Annotated in this window: 20 protein-coding genes; 15 read left to right on the top strand and 5 right to left on the bottom strand. The window is 45.2% G+C overall.

Going from position 1 to position 23,575, the window contains the following annotated elements; genetic code table 11:
* Positions 1–8: 8 nt before the first annotated feature.
* From groL to C161_RS06850, 5 genes are all read left to right on the top strand, one after another.
* A complete protein-coding gene (gene groL / locus C161_RS06830) occupies positions 9–1,643 on the top strand; it encodes a chaperonin GroEL (RefSeq protein ID WP_036611259.1) in 1,635 nt (544 codons plus the stop codon).
* Positions 1,644–1,879: 236 nt separating this feature from the next.
* Positions 1,880–2,320 carry a hypothetical protein gene (locus C161_RS31425; protein WP_051449617.1) on the top strand — a complete coding sequence of 147 codons (441 nt, stop codon included), beginning with the start codon at positions 1,880–1,882 and terminating at the stop codon, positions 2,318–2,320.
* Between the two features lie 122 nt (positions 2,321–2,442).
* Positions 2,443–2,679, top strand: coding sequence for a hypothetical protein (locus tag C161_RS06840; protein ID WP_036668969.1), 237 nt, complete (start codon positions 2,443–2,445; stop codon positions 2,677–2,679).
* A 234-nt stretch (positions 2,680–2,913) separates the two neighbouring features.
* Positions 2,914–3,957, top strand: a complete 1,044-nt coding sequence (locus tag C161_RS06845) for a flavin-containing monooxygenase (RefSeq protein ID WP_200869408.1) — start codon at positions 2,914–2,916, stop codon at positions 3,955–3,957.
* Positions 3,958–4,233: 276 nt separating this feature from the next.
* Entirely contained in the window at positions 4,234–4,581 is a 348-nt protein-coding gene (locus C161_RS06850) for a hypothetical protein (RefSeq protein ID WP_036668974.1), read from the top strand.
* 118 nt (positions 4,582–4,699) lie between these two features.
* Here the strand turns inward: C161_RS06850 and C161_RS06855 are convergent, their stop codons facing one another.
* Together C161_RS06855 and C161_RS06860 are read right to left on the bottom strand one after the other, a co-directional pair.
* Entirely contained in the window at positions 4,700–5,224 is a 525-nt protein-coding gene (locus C161_RS06855) for a hypothetical protein (RefSeq protein WP_235193751.1), read from the bottom strand.
* A 314-nt stretch (positions 5,225–5,538) separates the two neighbouring features.
* Positions 5,539–8,658, bottom strand: coding sequence for a glycoside hydrolase family 2 TIM barrel-domain containing protein (locus C161_RS06860; RefSeq protein WP_036668979.1), 3,120 nt, complete (start codon positions 8,656–8,658; stop codon positions 5,539–5,541).
* Positions 8,659–8,751: 93 nt separating this feature from the next.
* Between C161_RS06860 and C161_RS06865 the strand changes: the two genes are divergently transcribed.
* The gene (locus C161_RS06865) at positions 8,752–9,618 is read left to right on the top strand and encodes an AraC family transcriptional regulator (RefSeq protein ID WP_235193752.1); all 867 of its coding nucleotides are present in this window, start codon (positions 8,752–8,754) and stop codon (positions 9,616–9,618) included.
* 5 nt (positions 9,619–9,623) lie between these two features.
* On the opposite strand, the gene C161_RS06870 is transcribed toward C161_RS06865, so the two are convergent.
* A complete protein-coding gene (locus C161_RS06870; protein ID WP_036668983.1) occupies positions 9,624–11,678 on the bottom strand; it encodes a helix-turn-helix domain-containing protein in 2,055 nt (684 codons plus the stop codon).
* 496 nt (positions 11,679–12,174) lie between these two features.
* On the opposite strand from C161_RS06870, the gene C161_RS06875 reads away from it, so the two are divergent.
* From C161_RS06875 to C161_RS06905, 7 genes are all read left to right on the top strand, one after another.
* Positions 12,175–13,395: a metal-dependent hydrolase family protein gene (locus C161_RS06875; protein WP_036668985.1), complete on the top strand. Its 1,221-nt coding sequence runs from the start codon at positions 12,175–12,177 to the stop codon at positions 13,393–13,395.
* Positions 13,396–13,456: 61 nt separating this feature from the next.
* Complete coding sequence (locus tag C161_RS06880; RefSeq protein WP_036668987.1) at positions 13,457–14,623, top strand: hypothetical protein; 1,167 nt, start codon at positions 13,457–13,459, stop codon at positions 14,621–14,623.
* 255 nt (positions 14,624–14,878) lie between these two features.
* On the top strand, positions 14,879–15,814 hold the full coding sequence (locus tag C161_RS06885; RefSeq protein WP_036668989.1) for a helix-turn-helix domain-containing protein: 936 nt from the start codon (positions 14,879–14,881) through the stop codon (positions 15,812–15,814).
* Between the two features lie 27 nt (positions 15,815–15,841).
* The gene (locus tag C161_RS06890; protein WP_036668991.1) at positions 15,842–16,330 is read left to right on the top strand and encodes a DinB family protein; all 489 of its coding nucleotides are present in this window, start codon (positions 15,842–15,844) and stop codon (positions 16,328–16,330) included.
* 180 nt (positions 16,331–16,510) lie between these two features.
* On the top strand, positions 16,511–16,798 hold the full coding sequence (locus C161_RS06895) for a hypothetical protein (RefSeq protein WP_036668993.1): 288 nt from the start codon (positions 16,511–16,513) through the stop codon (positions 16,796–16,798).
* A 174-nt stretch (positions 16,799–16,972) separates the two neighbouring features.
* On the top strand, positions 16,973–17,665 hold the full coding sequence (locus C161_RS06900; protein WP_036668996.1) for a hypothetical protein: 693 nt from the start codon (positions 16,973–16,975) through the stop codon (positions 17,663–17,665).
* 121 nt (positions 17,666–17,786) lie between these two features.
* Positions 17,787–18,308 carry a GNAT family N-acetyltransferase gene (locus tag C161_RS06905; protein ID WP_081745950.1) on the top strand — a complete coding sequence of 174 codons (522 nt, stop codon included), beginning with the start codon at positions 17,787–17,789 and terminating at the stop codon, positions 18,306–18,308.
* A gap of 35 nt (positions 18,309–18,343) precedes the next feature.
* Here C161_RS06905 and C161_RS32925 read toward each other — a convergent pair whose 3' ends face one another.
* Together C161_RS32925 and C161_RS06915 are read right to left on the bottom strand one after the other, a co-directional pair.
* On the bottom strand, positions 18,344–19,588 hold the full coding sequence (locus tag C161_RS32925; RefSeq protein ID WP_076319090.1) for a hypothetical protein: 1,245 nt from the start codon (positions 19,586–19,588) through the stop codon (positions 18,344–18,346).
* Between the two features lie 19 nt (positions 19,589–19,607).
* A complete protein-coding gene (locus C161_RS06915) occupies positions 19,608–19,958 on the bottom strand; it encodes a hypothetical protein (protein ID WP_036668998.1) in 351 nt (116 codons plus the stop codon).
* Between the two features lie 439 nt (positions 19,959–20,397).
* On the opposite strand from C161_RS06915, the gene rhaD reads away from it, so the two are divergent.
* A complete protein-coding gene (gene rhaD / locus C161_RS06920) occupies positions 20,398–21,243 on the top strand; it encodes a rhamnulose-1-phosphate aldolase (RefSeq protein WP_036669001.1) in 846 nt (281 codons plus the stop codon).
* A 261-nt stretch (positions 21,244–21,504) separates the two neighbouring features.
* Positions 21,505–23,322 carry an APC family permease gene (locus C161_RS06925; protein ID WP_036669004.1) on the top strand — a complete coding sequence of 606 codons (1,818 nt, stop codon included), beginning with the start codon at positions 21,505–21,507 and terminating at the stop codon, positions 23,320–23,322.
* Positions 23,323–23,575: the final 253 nt, after the last annotated feature.

Genomic DNA, 23,575 nt, shown 5'->3' on the forward strand with positions numbered 1-23,575 from the left:
TTCTTAACATGGCTAAAGACATTAAATTCAGTGAAGACGCTCGTCGCTCCATGCTTCGTGGTGTGGACGCATTGGCTAATGCAGTAAAAGTAACACTCGGTCCTAAAGGCCGCAACGTGGTTCTGGAGAAGAAATTCGGAAGCCCGCTCATCACTAACGATGGTGTAACCATTGCTAAAGAAATCGAACTGGAAGATGCATTCGAGAACATGGGTGCACAACTGGTTAAAGAAGTAGCAACGAAAACCAACGATGTTGCCGGTGACGGTACTACAACAGCAACTGTATTGGCGCAAGCGCTGATCACAGAAGGTCTGAAAAATGTAACTGCAGGCGCTAGCCCAATCGGTATCCGTAAAGGGATCGACAAAGCGGTTAAAGCTGCGGTTGCTGAATTGCAATCCATCTCCAAACCAATTGATTCCAAACAATCCATCGCACAAGTTGCAGCAATCTCTGCAGCTGACGAAGAAGTAGGCGAACTGATCGCTGAAGCTATGGAAAAAGTGGGTAAAGATGGCGTTATCACTGTAGAAGAATCCAAAGGATTCGCTACAGAGCTTGAAGTGGTTGAAGGTATGCAATTCGACCGTGGATACATCTCTCCTTACATGATCACTGATACGGACAAAATGGAAGCTGTTTTGGACAATCCGTACATCTTGATCACAGACAAAAAAATCTCCAGCACGCAAGACATCTTGCCATTGCTTGAGAAAATCGTTCAACAAGGCAAACCGCTGGTATTGATCGCTGAAGATATCGAAGGCGAAGCACTGGCTATGCTGGTTGTGAACAAATTGCGTGGTACATTCAATGCTGTAGCTGTTAAAGCTCCAGGATTCGGTGACCGTCGTAAAGCAATGCTGCAAGACATCGCTGCCCTCACTGGTGGCCAATTGATCACGGAAGAACTGGGTCTGGACCTGAAATCCGCTGTTGTGGAACAACTGGGTACAGCTCGTCAAATCCGCGTAACTAAAGAAAACACAATCATCGTTGACGGTGCTGGTAACAAATCCGATATCGATGCACGTGTTAGCCAAATCCGTACACAACTGGAAGAAACAACTTCCGAGTTCGACAAAGAGAAACTGCAGGAGCGTCTGGCTAAATTGTCCGGCGGTGTAGCAGTAATCAAAGTTGGTGCGGCTACTGAAACAGAATTGAAAGAACGCAAACTTCGCATCGAAGATGCCCTGAACGCAACTCGCGCTGCGGTTGAAGAAGGTATCGTATCCGGTGGTGGTACAGCGCTCATGAACGTATATAGCGCGGTTGCGGCTGTAGCTCTGTCCGGTGACGAGCAAACAGGCGTAAACATCGTCCTGCGTGCTCTGGAAGCACCAATCCGTACAATCGCAGCTAACGCTGGCGAAGAAGGTTCCGTAATCGTGGAACGTCTGAAAAAAGAACAAACAGGAATCGGCTTCAACGCTGCAACTGGCGAGTGGGTTAACATGATCGAAGCTGGTATCGTTGACCCTGCGAAAGTAACTCGTTATGCATTGCAAAACGCGGCTTCCGTAGCAGCAATGTTCCTGACTACTGAAGCAGTTATCGCTGACAAACCAGAACCAGCAGGTGCTGGCGGCGGAATGCCTGATATGGGCGGTATGGGTGGAATGGGCGGCATGATGTAATAAAGGTGTAAAAACCTTTAAAGCATCATGTGCCTGGCAGAGTGAATTCTCGTTACGATGTGACAAGAATTTGTGAAGCAGTCACTGTTACAAATTATAAATAATACAAAAACCACTTCTTAGTAATTATTAAGGAGTGGTTTTTGTGTTATTGAGTATTTTATAATCAAAGTCACAATGTGGGGGAGCAGTTGTATGATGAAAGTTAGTATCAAGAGATATGGAGGTCATATATCATGAAACATATTAGAAAAATGATAGTGGCAGTTTTGGTTTCTATTGCTGTTATTATCTTTATTTATAATTTCACTTCTAATTCCGAACGAAAATTTGTAAAAGTAAATGATGCTAGTGATACTCCATTAACTACATTCACAGTAATTAATAATGAGAATTTCGCAGGTACTACAAATACGCATCGGTTTGATATTCGGGCAGGATTTAGTTATGTGAAAGTGAGTTTTAAAAACACGGGTTCGAAACACTTCACGTTCACGATCAATGAAGGATCTACTAGTGGAACCGCGATAAAGTCTGGCAGTGTTCCAGCAGATGGGAAAGAGCATACATATTATAGTGACAAAGCATTGTCGACGGGTTCGTATTATGTAAGTACCTCTTCTGCGCAAGGGATGTCGGGCATATTGGATCTTTCTCTTGGAACTGATGTTAATTAAAGATTCGGTAATTCGCTCTAAATGTAGATTTGAAGCCCTGAGATTGAAACCTCGTTCCTATGGTTTCGTATGTACAGTGATACATAGAGAGCTTATAAGTAACGACTTGAGGAGGAAATGATTTGAGAAAGGGTACAAAGTGGACATTATTGATTCTGGGCTTGATGCTCGCTGCAATATTTATCAACTTTTTTATGAATCTATATAACTTTGCTTATGCACTGATTACCGTACTTATCCTTGCCTTTATGGGATGGGGATTCTTAGCAAAGTTAAAGAATGACGTTCGTCAGCATGAGGATCATCATAGAAGAGAGCACGAGTCTGCGATCGATGACATCGATAGATACACCAGGTAATAACTAACGAACGAACAAAAGAACATATCATACTTAGGATCAAAGTTACGTTACATGTATCCTACGCTTAAATGAGTAAAGGCTCCCGTAAGGGAGTCTTTTTTAATGTTGATTTTTCAAAAAAAGGACGGATGTGTTCATCTTCTATTGCTAAACAGAAAGTTGTTAAGTAAAATGAACATATGAACAAGTGCTCATATATTAATTCATAAAACGATATTGGGGATGATACATATGTACGATGTATTGGTTATCGGTGCTGGGCAAGCAGGCTTGGCAACAGGTTACTATCTTCAGCAGTCAGGGTTAACCTTTTTAATCGTTGACGCTGCCTCACTTGTCGGGGAATCTTGGCGTAAACGGTACGATTCATTGCGTCTTTTTACCCCACGAATGTATGATGGGTTACCGGGAATGCCGCTTAGTGGAAATGAAAATGGTCTGCCAAGCAAAGACGAAATTGCAGATTATTTTGAAGGTTACGCCAAGCAAATGCAGCTTCCTATAAAGTTAAACTGTGTAATCTCCCGTCTCTCGAAGCAAGATGAGGTGTACTATGCTGAAACCAATGATGGAATGATTGAAGCGCGCAATATTATCGTTGCGACGGGACCTTTCCAGACCAAGAATGTTCCTCATTTTGCGAAAGCATTATCCGAGCATGTGATTCAGTTTCACTCATCAGAATATAAAAAAATCTCTCAATTGCTTCCTGGAACAACAGTAGTTGTAGGCGGAGGAAATTCAGGTGCCCAAATTGCTGCAGAGTTAACATCAGATGAACAACAAATCGTATACATATCCATAGCTCGAAATATAACCTTTAGGCCTTTGCATATTATGAAACGAAGTATATTCTGGTATTTTGAAAAGCTCGGAATATTACGTGCAAGTGCAGATCGTATGGTTGGAAAATGGTTGAGAAATCAGCCTGAGTACGTATATGGCTATGAGTTAAAGGAATTGATGACCCAGGGAAAAGTTAACCTGCGCCCACGTGCCATTGATGCAATAGATGACCGCATCCTATATGAGGATGGTAGTGAGACACAAATAGACAATATTATCTGGGCGACTGGGTTTAAGCGAAATGATAGTTGGATCGATATCAATACTGTTTTTGATGCCCAAGGTGTAATTATACACGAGAGAGGCGTATCACCGGTTGCTGGACTGTACTTTGTAGGGCTACCTTGGCAAACATCACGGGGTTCAGGACTGTTGGGATGGGTTAAATATGATGCTCAGAAAATCGTTAATCATGTGATACAAAGGTAAGACGCATTAAACTATATAAATTGAACTAATCATTTACACGATAACGGAGAGGACAGAAAAAACCTGAAAAAGCAAAGCGTTCGCCTTTATCCCCGGATTTTCCCCTTCGGAAAAGGAATCAAAAAAATCTGGGGATAACAGCGATTGGAAGGTTATTCTGTCATCGTAGTGTCTGTGTAAATAACTTTAGTTCAACTTATATAGATTAGATATCAGGAATGATTAGCAAATATCACAACTCACATTTTTGGGTATATTCCTAAAAGGAGGGATTTTATGAAATTATTTAAATTGCCATTGATTCTTTGTACTATATTAATTGTATCTATTTTGTCAGCTTGTGGTGCGGATGATAGGTTACACGGAAAGAGCGATAACTGGGATGTTTCTCTACAGAGATCAACAGGGAGCTATAGTATTACTTATATAGGTGATGAAAAGCGCATAAAGGATTTTGTGTTTGACCTTACCGGCAATAATATAAAACAACAGGGGAAGGCGCTTGAGGAGCAAGGGGTACCGTTCAGTATGTCGGGAACGGCTACTGAGGCGGAGAAAACGAAAGACCCGATTACCTTTAAAATGAGTTGGAACAATCAAAGCGAGAATGTAACTTTTGAGTAACTCTCACATGCGGGAGGTGTTCATCATTGGTTTGGTGGCAATTACTGAATCATTTCAATAGTACATTTTACACGAAAGGCCGTTCCTTCATGGAGCGGCCTTTTTGCACAATCGTATCTTATTTCGCAACAGTTATTTCAAAAGTAGAGTGATCAGAATCCTGTACGCTGAAGCGATATTCCAATCCGTTGCGAATAGTCGCTCCATCAAAATCAGACTGATTCACATCACGATCCAATAGACCGATATCCTGGATGGCATCTTGTGCATCGTTATACGTGTACTCACTATTGGTTGTGAGAATGAGTGTGGCGATAGCAGTCAAGAAAATTCCACCTGTTGGTTTACGCGTATCACCAGTTGCGGACAACCTGACTTCCTGTATGCTCTCATCTGTATTCACTGAACCAACCAAACGCAACTCGTCATTGAATACATACTCGAAAGTGTCAGTGCCCTGCTCGGAAGAGTCTTGTATATTCAAGCGGGTAATACTCAAACCATTCAGTCGGTATTTGCCTACGGCGCCATTAAACTTGTTTTTAAATTCTTCGGTAGTCATGTAGAGGCCAGAAAGTTTAATCTGGGATGAAGGGGTCTGATCTATTTCAGACTGAGTAGAGTTCGAAGATAAATTCAGCATCCCATACAAACCTATTGAAGCAATCGCAAAACAGTACGTTGTTAGAAAAATAAATCTGATTGGCAACCTATTACCTTTGCGAATAGACAAGATCATCCCAACAACAAATCCCAAAAAAGCGATAAATCCAAAAATGAAGAGAGTGGTAAACAGATATTGCAAATTCTCACCTCGTAATAGAGTAATAGCTGGTACAAATCTTTCTTGCACCTCATTCATTATAATGTTCCCATGACAAAGTTCAAACTCCCACTATTCACTGCCCCAACAAAAAAAAGCACTGCCGGCATGCTGCCAGCAGTACTTGCTTGATGTTATACAGGTTTTACCGTAAAGGTGAAGTGATACGCGCGGTTGGCTGGCAAAGTGTATTCAGGATGGGTACGTGCGCCCCAGCTGTCATCTCCGCCAACACCCATTTGTTTGTAATTGATGCGTGCGATAGTCTGTGTGCTCTGAGGTAATTTGTACACATGGTCGTTTGCTTCCAGTTCCTCCGGTGTCCACGGCAACGCATTAATTTCAAAGGGTATGGTGGCTTCAACATGAAGGCCAAGCTGACCATCCGCTGACGTAACTTCAGCAAAGCGTACATCCGTTTTGTTACCACACTCTTGTGGCTTCAGATATGGAACAAATTGATCTCGAACCGCACCTGTGTAATAACCGAGACGTGCACTGGTCAGACGGTCTGCGTAGTTGTCATGCGGGCCTCTGCCGTACCAAGAGATTGTATCCAAGCGGTTATTCAGTTGTAGCAGCATACCAAATTCCGGTAGATCAGGTAAGCCTACGCCTGGAATAAGGGTTTGACTGATTTCCAATACACCATCCGCATCAATTCGGTATGTGATGGACAGCGTACATCCCGGATGTTGATCCCACGTATAATCGGTCGTTACAAGAAAACCTTGTTCGTCTGCATGGTGTTCAAAGCGAATTAATCTGCTGGTAGCGTGAGCATCTCTCCAGAAGGCAGAACGCTCATTCAGGCGGTTCCCCATATCATTGTCTGTCATGGCTCTCCAAAAATTCGGCCGGACAGGTGCGAGCAATTGCTCCTGATTGTTAATCTGATAGGATGTTAACGCGCCAGTGGCTGGATTGAAGCTCAACGTGACTTGGCCTGTAGCCACTTTCAATACATCTTGCAGATCCTGTACCTGCGGCGCATTGTCTTGTCCTTGACGTATCGATTGGATTGGACGCAATCTCGGAGATACCACGAACTGATCCCAGGCAATCTCATGACCTATTCCTGCCCATTTGGTTGCCACTTTGGTAACCAGAGATACAGTCAGCACCGCTTCCTGGAACAGATCGGAAGATGGCGTATAAGGGATTCGGACTTCAACCGATTCGCCAGGAGGTACCGCGATATCCAACGTACCGTTCTCTACAGATTTGCCATCGTGAGTTACTGTCCATACGAGCGAATATTCGCCCAGATCCGTGAACAGGAACTGGTTTTTGATGCGCAGCAGGCCGTCTTTGACATCAACGGTTTCCATACGAACGTTCTGATAACATTTCTTCACTTCTTCCAGCTTCGGTGTAACCGTCTTATCCGCCAGAATCAATCCGTTCCCGCAGAAATTGCCATCATGAGGAGATTCACCGAAATCGCCACCATAAGCAAAATATTCTACACCGTCTGCCGTAGTGGTACGAATGGACTGATCAACCCAGTCCCAGATGAATGCACCCTGCAACACATCATATTTATCGAACAACTCCCAATACAGATGCAGACCTCCACAAGAATTACCCATGGCATGGCTGTATTCACAGATGATGTAAGGCTTCTTAGGTCCCTTCATGCGCGCGTATTGCTCCACATCTTGTGGGCTGATATACATCGTTGATTCAATATCGCTTGCCGAATCGGAAGGGCGATAATGGTAGGTACCTTCATAATGAACGAGTCGTGTTGGATCGACCTGCTTCAGATAATCGTACATGGCAATGAAGTTATCGCCGCCGAAGGATTCATTACCCAGAGACCAGATAATAACGGACACATGGTTTTTGTCCCGCTGGAACATCGAGTTACAGCGATCTATTACGTTATTACGCCATTCCGGTTTGCTCGCGGGAATATTGTTCTCATTCATTTCCTTTTGCCCATAATCCCAGGTGCCGTGAGTTTCCAGATTCGTTTCGTCAATGACATAAAGGCCATATTCATCACACAGTTCGTACCAGAGTGACTGATTCGGATAATGGGATGTACGCACCGCGTTAACGTTATAGGACTTCATCAACTCGATGTCACGGATCATGTCTTCCCGCCCAATGGCTCGACCCTTATCGGGGGAAAATTCATGACGATTCACGCCTTTGAACACAATGCGTTTGCCATTGATTTGCATCAGGCCGTCCTTCAGTTCAAACTTGCGGAATCCGATCCGGCTACGGACCGCTTCCAGTGTTTCGCCTGATTCGTCCTGAATGGACAGCACAAGTGTATACAGGTTAGGGGACTCAGCGCTCCATAGTAGCGGCTTCATAACCTCTGCTGACAACTGGAATGAAAGTTCATCCTCGCCCTGGAACGTAACGGCCGCAGTAAGTGGTTGCTTCAGCACTGTCTGCTGTTGTGCATCATAGAGCTGCGCCTGAACGGACAATCCGGCAGGGGTCTGCGCGGCATTATGATTAAATAATTTCAAATCCAGCAGTAGCTCCGCATCCTGATACGCGTCATCCAGTTCAGTACGAACAAAGAAATCGGCGATCTGAACCGGTGAAGGTGAATGCAGGTATACACCACGGAAGATGCCGCTTAACCGCCAGAAATCCTGATTCTCCAGCCAGCTCGCATCACACCAGCGATATACCTCCACAGCGAGCTTGTTCTCACCATCCGTTAGATACGAAGTGATATCAAATTCTGCGGGCGTGAACGTATCTTCGCTATAACCGACCAGCTCCCCGTTCACCCATACATAAAAGGCAGATTCAACGCCCTCAAAATGAAGCAGGACAGGCCGGTCTTTCCAGTCTGCAGGAACAGTAAACGTGCGGATGTACGAACCCACCGGATTATAAGTTGTTGGTGCAAATGGTGGCTTCAATTCAGGCTCACGCTCGACCCACGGATACGTCATATTTGTATAGTGGGGATAATCGTACCCTTGTAGTTGCCAGTTGGAAGGAACGGCGATCTCGTCCCAGTCACTGGCATCATAGTTGTTCTCATAAAAGGATGTAATCCGTTGCTCTGGTGTCTCCGCAAAGGCAAACTTCCACTGACCATTCAGTGATTCGTACCATGGCGATGCGTTGGATTCACTGGACAATGCTTCTGTTATAGATGGAAACGCTACCATAGAAGCATGTGCGGGTAGACGGTTTACTTGAAAAGTCTCGGGATTATTGTTCCATTCCGGGTATCCATTTGCCGGAGGGGTGTGTACCAGTTTCTTTCGCATAACAGCAACTCCTTCTGAAATGTTATAATATTGTCATTATAGAATTGAATGATGACTTAGAGAATAAAGAATATTGCCCATATATATCACAATATGAAACTAACGATGGAGAAAGTGGTGTACTGGATGGATACCCGGATTTTTTTTGGTAAAACAGAAGAAGCTGCTCGCCTGCCGATCTATATGACCACGGTTGGTTACTGGGAACACCAATATGAAACTGAGCGTCCAGAGGGATTCCCGGATTATCAGATCCACCAGATTATTCATGGTCAGGGGAGACTGATTATACAAGAGGAAGAATATATCGTCGGACCGGGTGACGTTTTCTTTCTGTATCCCGATGTTCCGCATCGATATATGCCCATTAGTGACCGCTGGGAGCTGGCGTGGGTCTCGTTTCAGGGGAGAGAGGCTAGCCAGTTATTATCTTATGCGGGGATAACCGGTTCACGCGTATGCAGACTCAGGACAGCCACGCTGCTGCGTGGGCTGGAACAACTTCTGGTTAGAGGAGAGAATGGCGGTGATACGGATTACGCAGATTACGATGTGGAATGCTCCAAACAATTATATGCCCTGCTGCTGGATCTGAAGCCACTGCTCATCGCATCCGCCAATTATAATGATGAACTGGAGCGCTTGAAGCCTGTGCTGCGTTATATCGCTGAGCATCTGGATCGTTCACTGTCGCTGAAGGAACTGGCCGATGTGGCTGTGGTATCTCCCCAATATTTGTGCAGGCTGTTTCAGAGGGCACTCCAAACCAGACCTGTATTTTACGTGAACCAAGAACGGATCAATCGGAGCAAACAACTCATGTTCAGTGAGAGAGAGCTTCGAATATATGAAGTGGCTGATCGGGTGGGTTACGAGAACGCCAGTTATTTCTGTGCGATGTTCAAAAGGCATACAGGCATGAGTCCAGAGCGTTTTCGCAAACTGCACGGACTGAATTGATGGAGTTACAATTTTAGTGCTCCACTCGCGGTAGGAGCAACAGAGTATACTTCGCTTAAATGACATGCCAGATACACCTTCATCCAACCCTCGGAATCGTTCAGATCAACACCTAGAATCTCCTCTATTTTGCGCAGGCGCAGGTACAACGTATTGGTATGGATATGCAGACGTTCGGCTGTGGCTTGCACAGATCGATTCGCGGCAATGTAGGTTTTGAGTGTGAGTTCAAGCTCTCCTGATTTTTGCTGTTGAAGAGGGGACAGAATTTCGTTAATGTAGTTCTCGATATCGGAAGATTCCTGGTTAAGAAACAAGCGATTGATCCCGATTTCTTCGTAGAGCATCAGGCCCGCTTTGTTTTGTTTCAGCAGAAAGGACAACGAGCGTGTAGCCTCGTCATTGCTTTTGGACACATACTCAAGCCCTTGATACAGTCCACCGATGCCGATAGATAGGGCAGGAGTCTTGGAGGTGGTCCATTTCTCCACAGCCGTTTCCAGCCTGCTGATGATCCAGTGTCTGACCTTGGGCTCGGATGCCGCAGCCAAAATCGTAATTTTGTGATGTGCACTGAACAATAGATGTTCGCGGGTGCCCAGCTCCTTTTCGATAAATCCGATCAACTTGCGCACCCAATTTTCAGTTGTTTTCATGTCGGGATGTTCCCCATAGAGCTGCAATTGAGCGACGAACAAGGACTGATGGGCTGGCAACTGAAAGCTGGAAAGTCGTGCCTCCAACTGCTGTGGTTCTCTATATTGCACGAGATCACTGAAGAAATCATGGTTTTTCCGATAGGACATCTCGGTGAGTGAGTAGGTATTCACCATCTCCAGCATCACAATAGCTCCGCCTTGTTCCAAAATCACATGATCCAACTGACCTAACGGATGATCTATTTGGATGGCAAAACAGCCAAGCACCAGAGATCCGTTCACAATGGGATAGAGGTAATAATCGCTATGATCCGTTCCACCGGATAAGGTGATGGGGTTAAACTGGCTGTCCAGAGCGGTATAGATATCGAGCTCACTTAGCAAGACACTTTCCGGGATGAGCGGGTACCAGTCATTTCTCGCCATGTCCACATAATAGGTGGGAAGTTTCAGCATCGACCCAACCGTCTCAATGATATGTCCGAGGCTCACATGTTCAATGGAAAGTGCCGTGAATTGATTATGAATTTCATTTCGGCTAACGAGATATCGGTTTGTTTCCAGCAGTTCTGAATACATGGTGGCGTTGGAGATGGCAATGGCTGCCTGATCCGCAAATCCCTGCATCACATTCAGATCATGTGGGGCAAATCGTCTGTTTTGTTCAAATTGGTATACCAGCATTACACCGATTTTGTGAGTATTCATTGTCACGGGAACGGCGATAAGTCCTTTTGCCATAATACCGTCAGGCAGTGAACTTACAATGATATCCGCATTCTCCTGACTAACATTGCCCATATCTTTAAAGGCATCATCCGGTGTGCTATACATTCGGCCAATGCCTTCCTCGTATACTTTTCCCGTAATGCCCTCATCCAGCTCGCCCTGATATTGATACACGCTATCCTGAAAACCGACTTTGGCTCTAGGAATCATCTTGCCAGAGTCCGGATCAACCATCATGAACAGTCCGCAGGAAAGGGAGGGGATGACATGGAGCGCATTCTCCATGATTTTGAGTAACAAATCGTTCAGCTCCAGGGAACAGGTCAGCTCCCGCAGTCCGGTCAACCATCGATCATTGTGTGCACGTTCCTTCTCAATCTGTTGCTTCAGCAGTCCTTCCCGAATCAAAGACTCCAGACGTTCACTCTGTAGCAGGGTAAGTTGTTTCTGGGTATCGATAACCACACGAATGTTGATGTTAGACAAAAAAACAAACGTGTACCTGAGAATCTTCCAGGATGACTCAATCTGTTCTTGATCTGTATATTCAGGTAGCTCTCCTTCACGTAGCCAGTTATTCCACTGGAAATCATATTCATCCTTGATCCAAATTCCGTACGGAACAGACCCAAAGACTTGAGCCATAAATGAGCGAACCGCTTCATGAATCATAGCAAACGTACTCCTTTTGTGTTCACATGGCAAAATGCTTACATATATAACATGATCTTCACTATGCTGTGTGATTTATATTTTATATTGTGTATATCACCATAATTAATATTAGAATGCTGTTGCTATCAACAATGACATTATACATTTGCAACTTATATAATGTCATTAACTTTAACACGATACAATTTCATCGTAGTACAACAGTAGAGCTGTAAATCGAACAGATATACGTAATATTTAAGTTCAACTTAACTTTTTACACGAGAACGGAGAGGACAGAAATAACGTGAAGAAGCAAAGCGTTCGCCTAAAAGCTTTCGCAAGAAAGCTACTTCGGAAGCATAGGCTATCTCCGGATTTTCCCTTTGGAGAAGGGAATCAAAAAAAATCTGGGGATAACAGCGATCGGAAGGTTATTCTGTCATCGGAGTGGTCAGTGTAAATATTCTTTAGTTGAACTTACAACCAAGTCTGAAAATGAGGTGGAGTACAGATGAGTCAAATTACTGCTTTTGTAGGTGCATTGTTGATTGATGGACAAGGTGGAGAGCCTGTTTCCGATAGTGTGGTCCTGGTTGAGAACGGGAAATTCATAGCTGCGGGTGCAAAAGCAACCGTTCCAATTCCGGAATATGCCGATCTTGTTGATGTAACAGGCAAAACGGTGATGCCAGGATTAATCGATGCCCATGTCCATGTACACGGGGCCAAAAATCTGAATATGGCTGCGGTGGCGCTGGAAGCCAATGAACTCCAGATGGGGAGAGCACTCCAGGATCTGCCGAAGCTGATCAACGCAGGATTCACAACCGTCAGGGATGTCGGTAGCCATGTTGCTGTATACATTCGCGATCTGATCAAGGAAGGTGTGGTGAAGGGGCCGCGGATTAAAACTTCCCGTCATATGCTCTCTCAGACGGGTGGGCATGCAGACATCCATATGATTCCAACGGAACTGAATATCTTCACCGTGTGTGACGGCGTTCCCGAAGTCATTAAGGCAACACGCACGCAGTTCCGTGAAGGGGCGGATTTCATTAAAGTGTGTTCCACAGGCGGGGTACTTTCGGAGAAAGATGACCCTCGCTGGTCGCAATTCCGCATGGATGAGCTGAAGGCGATCGTGTATGAAGCGGAAGCGGTACAGTCTTATGTGGCTGCACATGCGCAAGGTGCACAGGGGATCAAAAATGCGTTGGAAGCGGGCGTACGCACCATTGAACACGGGATCTACATTGATGAAGAAGGCATTGGCATGATGCTGGATCAAAAGGCGGTTCTGGTTCCAACGCTGGCCATTGTACATCGGATCATCAAAGAAGGGCATAAATACGGTGTTCCCGAATTTGGTATCCGCAAAGCCAAAAGTGTATATCAGGAGCATATTGAGAACATGATTATCGCGCGTAAGGCAGGCGTAACCATTGCAGTAGGGACAGACTTCTGCACGTGTGCACCTGTTGAGCATGGGGGGAATGCACTCGAACTTCGATTGCTTGTTGAAGATGTTGGATTTACGCCGATGGAAGCGATCGTAGCCGCAACAAGAGATGCGGCGAGAGCGATGCAGATGGAAGCGGAGATCGGTACGATTGAGCCTGGCAAAGCTGCTGATCTGCTGGTATTGAATGTGAATCCGTTGACGGATATTGGACTGCTCGAAAACATAGAGAATATCGAACAGGTCTATTTATCGGGTGAGCGCTTGAAATAAGAAAGATGGTTCTACGTGTACTGAACTGCACTGACAACATAGAGAATGGGGAGAAGCCACCATGTTTAGTCAACCGATATATATCGCCACAGTATTGCTTGTTATTTTAGCTATAGGGGAACTGGTTTCGATCTGGTCCAAAGCGCGAATTCCTTCCTTGCTTGTTATTCTGATCGGATATTTGCTGCTGAACTGGGCGGGGTTATTTCCTAAAGGAGTGGTATCCAGCTCTGCTCTGACGGCGTTCGGGGCTCTCATGGTGGCTCCGCTGATTGTACACATGGGGACATTAATACCGCTGAAATTAATACGTTCCCAATATAAAGCAATACTGATCTCATTGTTCGCATCACTCACGGCGACAGGTCTTATCCTGTTAATCGTATCACCGTTCTATGGTTATCCTACGGCTGTTGCCGGATCAAGTCCGGTTGTTGGTGGCATTATCTCTTATCTGATCACAACCACGAAGTTGCAGGAGATGAATCTGGGTCATCTGATTACAATTCCGGCTGTTATTCTGGGTATTCATTCCCTCGTGGGGATGCCGATTGCAACCAATATGTTGCGCAGATATGCGTTGAAACTGCAGAAGCAGGGCGCTTTTGAGAACAAGGTTGCAGGGGAAGGCCATGTGAACATTAAAGAAGCGAATGCCAAAACATTCCTTCCGCAGCGATTCCAGACCGCACCTATTCTGCTGTTGCTCTTGTTCATTATGGGTAGTCTCTCCATTTATCTAGGTAATGTAACCGGACTTAGCTACAGTATCTGGGCTCTGTTGCTGGGGGTTCTCGGACATCTGATCGGACTGTTCCCATCTCGTATTCTGGATAAAGCAAGTACATCGGGAATTGCCATGATAGGTCTGATCGTAGTCGTTATGACAAGTATGGAGTCGATCACTTTTGATGCGGTGGTTAGTTCCATTATTCCAGTGTTGTTCATTATCGCAATCGGTGTGATTGGGGTGCTGATCGGTGGATTTGTTGGCTCCAAGCTGTTCAAATGGGACCCGCTTAAAGGTCTGCCTGTGGCACTGACTGCACTATTCGGTTTTCCGGGGGACTACATTATCTGTGAGGAAGTAAGCCGTTCAGTTGGACGTGATGAAAATGAACGCAAAGCCATCCTCGATGAGATTTTAACGCCAATGCTGGTAGGTGGATTCACAACGGTCACAACAGCATCCGTGTTAATTGCGTCCATACTGATCAAGACACTTTAAGAGGTTGTCAAAAACGGTCTTTTTGAACACTCACTATAAGAAAAATTGATGTTCTTTTCATCCCAATTTCAGTTTCCATTAAGGTTGGGAAGGTAAGATAAGTCTTGTAAACCCCTTCTCGTGTTAAATAGATGTGTGACTGGCCCTATCGGATTGTCCTCCGGTAGGGCACTTTTTTTCTTCATTTCTGCGGTTGGTGGTATGATAGATGAATACATAATGTGTAACCAACTCTAGTGACCGGAGGATGGAATTGTGGATCACAGTTTGCACCCGTTGTTTAAGCCTATTCAGATGAATGGAACGTACCCTAACAGTTATTATGTTGAGAAAGTACCTGCTACTGGTCTGATGGCTTATGTGGCCTGTTATTGGGAATCAGGATCTCTTCCGAACACACATGCGGATGTTGCTAAGAGAGAAGGTCCAGAGCGATCGATGACGACGGTACCTGCCCGGGTATTACCGGATGGTTGCACGGACATGCTGATTACATACGACCCGGTCTGTTCAAAGCACTCCTATGCTTACTGTGGCAATTATACACAGCCATTCGCTGTACCTGAGCCAGCCGATGATGGTTCCCCTGCTGGAGACTACACCTTTGGTGTCCGGTTCTTCCCGGGTGGAGCGCATGTCTTCCATGGCATGCCTCTGGAGTGGTTTACGGATAAGCGAATTGCACTTCAGGAATGTTGGCCGGAGAAGCTGAACGGGCTTCAGGAACGGATGGCCGAAACGAATCATTTTGCAGAGCGAGTAGAGGTTATGAATGCGTACTTGAGTCCGTTGCCCGTGCAGGCAAGCACATCGGAGAACAATGTGATGAAAAACGTGCTGCACCGCATCTTTATCGATGGGGGACGTATGAGTGTCCAAGAGCTGGCGATGCGTGAAGTGATCAGTGAGCGGCAGCTGCATCGAAAGTTCTCGGAGTGGGTCGGAATCAGTCCCAAACGGTTCAGTGAGGTGGTTCGTTTTCATCGTGTGTTGAGTGATATTCATCAAGGGAACACGGCAGACTGGGCAATGCTTGCCCAGAATCATGGATTTTTTGACCAAGCCCATCTAATTCGGCAATTTCGCAAGTTTTATGGAGAGACTCCGTTGACGGCAGCCAGGGAGCATGGCAGAATGTTGTCCGATTTGTACAATAGATCTGCAGCACCTTCGGTTATACTGAAGTCGTGAGAATAAAAGATAAGGGAGACATCATATATGAATGGAACATTGCAGATTCGGGATCACTTGTTAAATGAATTGGAAACAGGCGTACGGACGGGGGCTTCGTTAATTCGCTTGATCCGTTCGGAGGATTGGTCGTATCGTCCACAGGAGAATATGCGTTCATTGGTGGAGCTAGTGCATCACTTTATCCAAATCACGGCATCGGATCTTGCCATTATGCAGGAAAAAGGTGAAGCTGAGGTTGGGCTGGTGGAGAATAGCCTGTCGGGGATTGAGGATATCGAGAAGCTTGAAGCAACATTATGGAGCAATTTCGAATCCTACAAAGCTTATATCAAAGGATTGAGCGAAGACGACTTTTTGAATCGTTCAACAAAAGCTTTTTATATGGAACATGGTCACTTGCAGGTTCAATGGCAGATTGAAACCGTAACGCATGTATTCCATCACCGTTCGCAGCTGTATAACTATCTCAAGCAGCAGGGCCATGAACTGAACTTTTTCATGCTGTATGCGTAATTAAACTAAAGTAAGCTTAATTGGCTCCACCGGATGGTCCGGTGGGGCTTTTTTGCGTACATTCGTCTATCAATCTATGAAGTCTATCAAAATTGGACATTATGACCCTGGTAATTCACCGTTGCTTTAATAGATTTCAAGCATAGAATACCGTATCAAAGCAAAAAGGAGGTGATTTCAATGGCCATCCTTTTACCGATACAAAATTACAACCTTCCTGCCGGAGTAGGCAAGTCCTACTACGAAAATTTGGCTGGAGGCACAAATGCCAGCGCTACAGTGAACAACTTTGGACCTTTTCCGGTATCTCTCGTGATCACACGTGTTAATGCACCAGTAGTCACTTACGTTGTTCCTGTAAACAGCAGCCTTACCATTTCTTCAGGTGGAGTTCTGGTGTTTGCCTTGTTAGCTAACCTTGGAGGCGCAGCTTCCGGAACAATTCAATTCGCCGTAGCAGATTTGTAATTGGTGTGAACTGAATTGGAACGGCCTCTGTCGGACATCTTGTCGGCAGGGGTTTTTCTTTTTTTTATGTGGAACCTTCTGGATTGAAAGTGATATTATACTAGAGTCTTATTATTTGATTAATAGGTTGTTATAAGAATGAATTTCTTATACAGCGAGAGAAAGGGAGATTTGATGTTTAGAAAGATGTTCATCTGTATTTTGGGGATAACCTTAGGATTGTCTGCAATCCTGTCACCACATGTTGCTCAGGCGGCGAATGAAAAGACTACTCTGGAGTATGGCAATGGGGCTACATATTATGGAGAGACCAAAAATGGAAAACCTCACGGGAATGGAACCATGACCTGGGGGAAAACCAAAACCTACAAAGGAAGCTGGGCACAGGGAAAACGTTCGGGACACGGCGTATATAAAGTTATAACACGCGGAGAGGACAGTATTACAGAGTCCAAGTATGATGGGAACTGGAAGAATGACAAGAAAGATGGTAAAGGTAAACTTCATGTTAACGAAATAGCTTTGACTGGATATATGCTGGAATCGCGAATCCAAACAGGGACATTTGCAAAAGATCAGTGGATTGCAGGCTATGATGTACGAAATGGGGAATATGATCCGCCATATTCGTTTCTTTACAAAGATTCGAAATTGAGATTTGAAATCTTAGGGTATGCCGGAGACATTTGGAATGATTTGAAGAGTGGTTATATATTCTCATTTACATATAAAAAGGGAAAAGTATATAAACATATTGGTGTTGGAGAAGAGTATATTTCCAAGCAATTCAGCTCTTTTATAAAAAGTGTAGAGAAAGAGATCAAGCCTCACATCAATCAATTTGAGAAATTGGCTAAGCAATTATAAGTGTTATTACAAGGGATGAACATGTACACAGATTATAAATGTTGTTTATCCTGACGGTCATTCGATTAATTTAAGGTATAAGCTGCACGCAGATTGGTGTTGGCATACAGGAGGTTAGTGGATGATGAATAGAACAATCTTATTTGAAACGGAACGGTTGGAATGTGCGACTTGGAACGAAGGAGATCGTGCGCTGGCGTTTGCATTGTGGGGCGATCATGAGGTTGCCAAATGGATTAGCAGCAAGGGATTTCTGAGCGAGGATGAAGTAGAAGCGAGATTAACACAGGAGATTCAAAGGCAGAAGGAAGCGGGTGTGCAATATTGGCCCCTTTTTGAGAAAGAGTCCGAGGTGTTTGTGGGCTGTTGTGGCCTGCGTCCGTATTCTTCAGAAGAGGATATGTATGAACTGGGATTCCATCTAACCCGGGATCACTGGGGCAAAGGGTATGCCCAGGAAGCGGCGCGGGCGGTAATTGGTTATGCCTTTGACAAAATGAATGTGAAGGCACTGTTTGCCGGGCATCATCCGGATAATGAAGTGTCACGTCACATCTTGATCAAGCTGGGATTTGAGTATACAGGTGATGAACGTTATGAACCAACAGGAAAGATGCATCCATCATATGTGCTGCGAAAATAAGAAACCCCCGACCAATGAAGGACAGGGATTGCGTGTTAGGCGATACTGAATAATACGGTTTTGGTTCCCACAAGTATAGATCCGCTGTTAACAAAATAATAGTTGGAGGCGGCATCCAGCGTTAAAGGTCCTGTCCAGGTGATCGTAGCAAACTGACTACTAAATATGCCTGTTGGAGGGACATCACTTAAGGCGAGTGTGACGGTCACATTGCCACTGATCGTGGAATTGGTAATGTGTGAGTATCCTCTTACATTAATGGTGCTGTCTGAAGTACTATCTACCATCCTTTGAATATTCAAACCGTTATGAACCATGGTGTTGATGCGACTGTGATACAGGTATGCATTCAGATTACCCATATGACCCGATTGTACAATATTTCCTACGACTCTGGCATTGAGCAGTTGAAATTCAATGGTCGTGAACGGGTCACCCACAGCCACGTTCTGAAAAGTGACGTCACCGCTTATAATGGCGCCGTCCGTGTAGTTGGTATGCGTACTGACGGACGTGCCGTCATTAAACGTTCCTATAACCGTAACAGGACGAGCATCAAATGCAGGTCCTTGAACCAGATAGACATCTTCTGCAGCCTGACTTGTCTGGATCGTGACATTCCGGGGAATGGAAGAAGCGAAGTTGGCCAGATCCGAATTTCCGAGTTGCCAAGGGCCAATTCCCAGAATTTGCACATGTCTTGCAGGAGGAATAACAATGTCTTCATTGAAGGATGAATTGCCGGCAATAAGAATAATCAACCGGGCTCTCATGCCAAAAGTAACCGCAAGAGGGCTGTTCGTGGCTGCGTCGATAGCAGCCTGTAGGGAGTTGAATGGATCAAAGGGTGATCCGGTACCTGGTCCTGGAGCGCTGGAGTCAGCCCAGTAGATCGTCTGTCCCCACTCGAAGTCGGGAGTGCCACCTTCGGCACCCAGCAATTCAGAAGTTACCAGTCGATGGGCAGCGACCAATTGTCCTGTGGCATTTTTGCCCCACATGGAAACGTCGGTTAAGCTCTCCGCCAAGCCACTGGTAGTGAAAATAAATTCGAAGCCATCCAAGTCTGCATAATAACTCTTGGTGAAGACTTCATTGGGCGCAAGCGAGATGGATTCCAGTACATACAAGGTCCGCGTTCCGTTTAGCACATATCCTTCGATAAGAACAGTTGAGGCGTTGACTGGATCTTCGTTATCAATCTTGACAGTAACCGATTGGGTGAGTCTTGATCCGGATACCAGATTGTTCTCAATGGGCCCGGATGAGATTGTGGCCATCTGATTTCCTCCCCTTTTTTTATAGAGTTAGTTCATTCGAAACAATACGATGTGCGGTGACGATTTGCCCAGTGCTGTCTTTTCCCCACACTGAAATTTCAGTTGATGCAGCTGCGCCTCCACCTGTTGTGAATACATATTCGTATCCATCTAGGTTGGCATAGTAGGTTTGAGAGAAGACTTGCCCGGGGGTCAGATTAACGGATTGCAGCACATATAAGGTCCTCGTTCCATTCAGGAAATAACCTTCAATGAGTACATTGGACGTATTGATGGAATCGGTGTTGACCATTTTGATAGTGACTTGTTGTGTAGGTCTGCTGCCACCGGAGAGGTTGTTCTCGATCGGGCCTGTAGAAAGGACTGCCATAGGTTCATCTCCTTTTTTTTATGAATGTCTTTTCCTGAGAAAAGCTAGAATAGCATATGTTAGAATTGACGAAAGCGTTTGGACAGAGAGATATATGTACTGAATGAAAAGGAGGAACTGAATCTTCTGTCCGAAGGGAATATATGTTTTCATGCTTTTTTTATTTCGCTTTCAGCTTCTATTAAGGTAGCAGAGGTAAGATAAGTCTTGTAAACCCCTTCTCGTGTTAAATAGATGTGTGACTGACCCCGCCGGGCGCCGGCGGGGTATTTTTTTGTTTTATTTTCAAATAAACAAAACTAAACAAAAACAATCAAAAGTATATTTCTGTGTTTGTTATTGACTATCAAAGATAAACAAAGGTATAATGAATGTGAAATAAGGAACTTACTATGTACGAGGCAAGCCATTTGATTTTCAATATAAGGAGAGATTGATCATGAACGTGACCCTTACCAATGAAACAACGCAGGCTGCAGGTTTCCATATTCCATTTGTCCGTGAGATGGCTGAGATTACACAACATATGTGGAAAAATGGCTGGGATGAGCGTAATGGCGGTAATGTCAGCTATCTGCTGGAGGAAGAGGAAGTAGCCCAATATATCGATATCCATCATGTGATACGCAAGATCAAACCGGCATTTTCGGTGCAGGAGCTGGCAGGCAAGTATTTTATCGTGACCGCATCGGGCAAATATTTCAAAAATGTACTCGCTGATCCGGAGAGTAATCTGGGGTTGCTGCGTGTATCGCAGGATGGACAGGAGCTGGAAGTGCTCTGGGGATTGAAGTCGGGGGCGAAGCCAACGAGTGAGTTGCCTACACATTTCATGAGCCATATCGAACGTTTGAAATTGGACCCGAACCACCGGGTTGTCATGCACAACCATGCCACTCATGTATTGGCTATGACGTTTATCCACGAATTGGATGAAGCTAAATTCACGAAGACGCTGTGGCAGATGTGCACGGAGTGTGTGGTTGTATTCCCGGATGGGATCGGTATTATTCCATGGATGATTCCTGGATCAAACGAGATTGGCCGCGAAACGGCTGAGAAAATGAAAGAATACCACGCGGTCATCTGGCCGCAACATGGCATCTTTGGAACAGGTACAACGATTGATGAGGCATTTGGTCTGATTGAGACCATCGAGAAGGCAGCCCAAGTATATATGCTGGTTGCCGGTCACGAGATCCGGCAGAGAATCACGGATGAACAGCTGACCACACTGGCGCAAGCGTTTGGTGTTACCCCTCGTCCCGGAATTCTGGGCAGATAAAATAGTCAACGCATAGATCAAGGAAATGGTCTTTGGTTCAATGAACCAAAGGCCATTTCCTTTTTTTTGACGAACAATCGTCATTTTGGTTCAAAAAAGTTCAAATTGCTGAACAAGAATGGCTTTGTTATCGATTATTGAATCGTAGAATGCATTATCACGCGCTGGCGAAATTCGGGTGAAATGACGTATTGTCAACGGCTCTGCGATTTTGCATAATAACAATGCTTCACAGATGAGAGACGGAAGGAAGTTATGATCATGCTTGGCAAAATGAAGAGAATCTTAATAGGCAAGCCAATGAAATCGGCTGAACTGGATGGAGAAAAATTGGGGAAATGGAAGGCACTCGCCATCCTGTCCTCGGATGCCCTATCGTCCGTTGCCTACGGTACGGAACAGATTTTGCTGGTGCTCGTTGCGGCCGGATTCGCCGCCCTGTGGTACTCTGTTCCGATTTCCATCGCCGTGCTGGGATTACTCGTCATTTTAATTTTTTCCTATCGCCAGACGATATTTGCTTATCCAACAGGGGGCGGCGCTTATATCGTAGCTAAGGATAATCTGGGTACAACATCCAGTCTGATTGCCGGAGGATCTCTGCTGGTCGATTATATTTTGACCGTTGCGGTAAGTTCGTCGGCAGGGACGGATGCGATTACGTCGGCTTTTCCTATGCTACATGACTACAGTGTTGTGATTGCTCTGATTATGATTGTTTTTCTAACCATTATGAATTTGCGGGGAGTGACGGAGTCAGCGTCTGTGCTGGCGATCCCCATTTATCTGTTTATCTTTTCGATTGCGGTTCTGATTATCTCGGGCGGAATCAAATTTCTTGCCGGGGGGATGGAAGCAGCTGCACCAGAATTCGGAACTAGTCTATCCCATGTGAGTATGTTTCTGTTATTAAAAGCATTCAGCTCCGGTTGTTCGGCCTTGACTGGCGTGGAAGCGGTAAGTAACGCAATCCCGAACTTCAAGCAGCCTGCTGAGAAAAATGCCGCGGGTACATTACTGCTCATGGGTTGTATATTGGGAGCCATGTTCATCGGTATCACCTTACTGGCTTATGGGTACGGAGTGAAGCCTGATCCCAAAGCAACGGTCATTTCCCAGATTGCTGAAGCGACGTTTGGCAGGGGCACGATGTATTTTATCATCCAAGGTGTAACGGCACTGATCCTGTTCCTCGCAGCCAACACAGCTTATTCGGCTTTTCCGCTGTTATCCTTCATGATGGCAAAGGATAAATACATGCCGCATGCATTTATGGTCAGAGGAGACCGCCTTGGTTTCTCAAACGGGATCATTTTCCTCAGTGTGATGTCTGCGCTGCTGGTGGTCGGGTTCAAAGGGAATACGGAAAGCCTGATTCCGCTCTATGCGGTAGGGGTGTTCATTCCATTTACCCTGTCACAGCTCGGTATGATGATTCGCTGGATCAAAGTCAAGCCGTCTGGCTGGCAGATGAAGTTGCTGGTCAATACCGTCGGTATGCTGACCACATTATCGATTACCCTGATCTTTATTTTCACCAAGTTCACACAGACATGGGTCATCTTTATCTTTTTGCCGCTCGTTGTTTATGTGTTCATGCGTATTCACCGTCATTATTGTAACATTGCAGATGAGCTGCGGATTGATATTCAGGTCGATAAGCCAGCCAAAAAAGGCAATACGATAGTCATTCCTGTTGCGGGCATTACCCGGGTCGTTATGAATACGATCAGTTACGCCCAGACGATGTCGGATCATGTGGTCGCGCTGTACATTGGCTTCGATGATGAGGCCATACGCAAGATGGAGCAGAAGTGGGAAGAATGGAATCCAGGTGTTCGTCTGGTCGTGATCAAATCGAGATACCGTAGCATTATGGGGCCGCTGAAGAAATTCATTGATACAGTAGAGTGGAAAACGGCTGAGACCGATCACATCACCATATTGATTCCGCAATTCATCACCAAGCATTGGTGGCAAAATGTACTGCACAACCAGACCAGCTTCATGATCCGAGCCTATCTGATCAATTACAAAGACGTGATTGTCACCACGGTGCCATATCATCTTAATCGTTAACTCGAACGGTTAATCGCTTCACCTTGTTTGGAAGATTTACAGATTATTGTAAAATGAGTCGCTTTTATTAATAGACAAACGTTCATATTCCATTTACACATCAAACCGCAGGGATATCTCCAAACAGGGGAGTTCCTGCGGTTTTTTGTCATGAAATCCGGTATGGATACCGCTTTCGAATAGATACACATTTGCGTAAAGTCCCTTGTCCATGATTAACGTTACGTTGATTCAGAATGAATCTTGCTGTGAC

This window comes from Paenibacillus sp. FSL R5-192 (assembly GCF_000517845.1).
Classification (GTDB): Bacteria; Bacillota; Bacilli; order Paenibacillales; family Paenibacillaceae; genus Paenibacillus; species Paenibacillus amylolyticus.

What these genes read in the sequence shown, in the direction of transcription:
- C161_RS06905 (WP_081745950.1), top strand. Translation starts at nt 17,787, where the DNA reads ATGATGAATAGAACAATCTTATTTGAAACGGAACGGTTGGAATGTGCG.
- C161_RS06900 (WP_036668996.1), top strand. Translation starts at nt 16,973, where the DNA reads ATGTTTAGAAAGATGTTCATCTGTATTTTGGGGATAACCTTAGGATTG.
- C161_RS06855 (WP_235193751.1), bottom strand. Translation starts at nt 5,224, where the DNA reads ATGCTGAATTTATCTTCGAACTCTACTCAGTCTGAAATAGATCAGACC.
- C161_RS06915 (WP_036668998.1), bottom strand. Translation starts at nt 19,958, where the DNA reads ATGGCAGTCCTTTCTACAGGCCCGATCGAGAACAACCTCTCCGGTGGC.
- C161_RS06895 (WP_036668993.1), top strand. Translation starts at nt 16,511, where the DNA reads ATGGCCATCCTTTTACCGATACAAAATTACAACCTTCCTGCCGGAGTA.
- rhaD (WP_036669001.1), top strand. Translation starts at nt 20,398, where the DNA reads ATGAACGTGACCCTTACCAATGAAACAACGCAGGCTGCAGGTTTCCAT.
- C161_RS31425 (WP_051449617.1), top strand. Translation starts at nt 1,880, where the DNA reads ATGAAACATATTAGAAAAATGATAGTGGCAGTTTTGGTTTCTATTGCT.
- groL (WP_036611259.1), top strand. Translation starts at nt 9, where the DNA reads ATGGCTAAAGACATTAAATTCAGTGAAGACGCTCGTCGCTCCATGCTT.
- C161_RS06850 (WP_036668974.1), top strand. Translation starts at nt 4,234, where the DNA reads ATGAAATTATTTAAATTGCCATTGATTCTTTGTACTATATTAATTGTA.
- C161_RS06890 (WP_036668991.1), top strand. Translation starts at nt 15,842, where the DNA reads ATGAATGGAACATTGCAGATTCGGGATCACTTGTTAAATGAATTGGAA.
- C161_RS06875 (WP_036668985.1), top strand. Translation starts at nt 12,175, where the DNA reads ATGAGTCAAATTACTGCTTTTGTAGGTGCATTGTTGATTGATGGACAA.
- C161_RS06925 (WP_036669004.1), top strand. Translation starts at nt 21,505, where the DNA reads ATGCTTGGCAAAATGAAGAGAATCTTAATAGGCAAGCCAATGAAATCG.
- C161_RS06845 (WP_200869408.1), top strand. Translation starts at nt 2,914, where the DNA reads ATGTACGATGTATTGGTTATCGGTGCTGGGCAAGCAGGCTTGGCAACA.
- C161_RS06870 (WP_036668983.1), bottom strand. Translation starts at nt 11,678, where the DNA reads ATGATTCATGAAGCGGTTCGCTCATTTATGGCTCAAGTCTTTGGGTCT.
- C161_RS32925 (WP_076319090.1), bottom strand. Translation starts at nt 19,588, where the DNA reads ATGGCCACAATCTCATCCGGGCCCATTGAGAACAATCTGGTATCCGGA.
- C161_RS06860 (WP_036668979.1), bottom strand. Translation starts at nt 8,658, where the DNA reads ATGCGAAAGAAACTGGTACACACCCCTCCGGCAAATGGATACCCGGAA.
- C161_RS06880 (WP_036668987.1), top strand. Translation starts at nt 13,457, where the DNA reads ATGTTTAGTCAACCGATATATATCGCCACAGTATTGCTTGTTATTTTA.
- C161_RS06865 (WP_235193752.1), top strand. Translation starts at nt 8,752, where the DNA reads ATGAAACTAACGATGGAGAAAGTGGTGTACTGGATGGATACCCGGATT.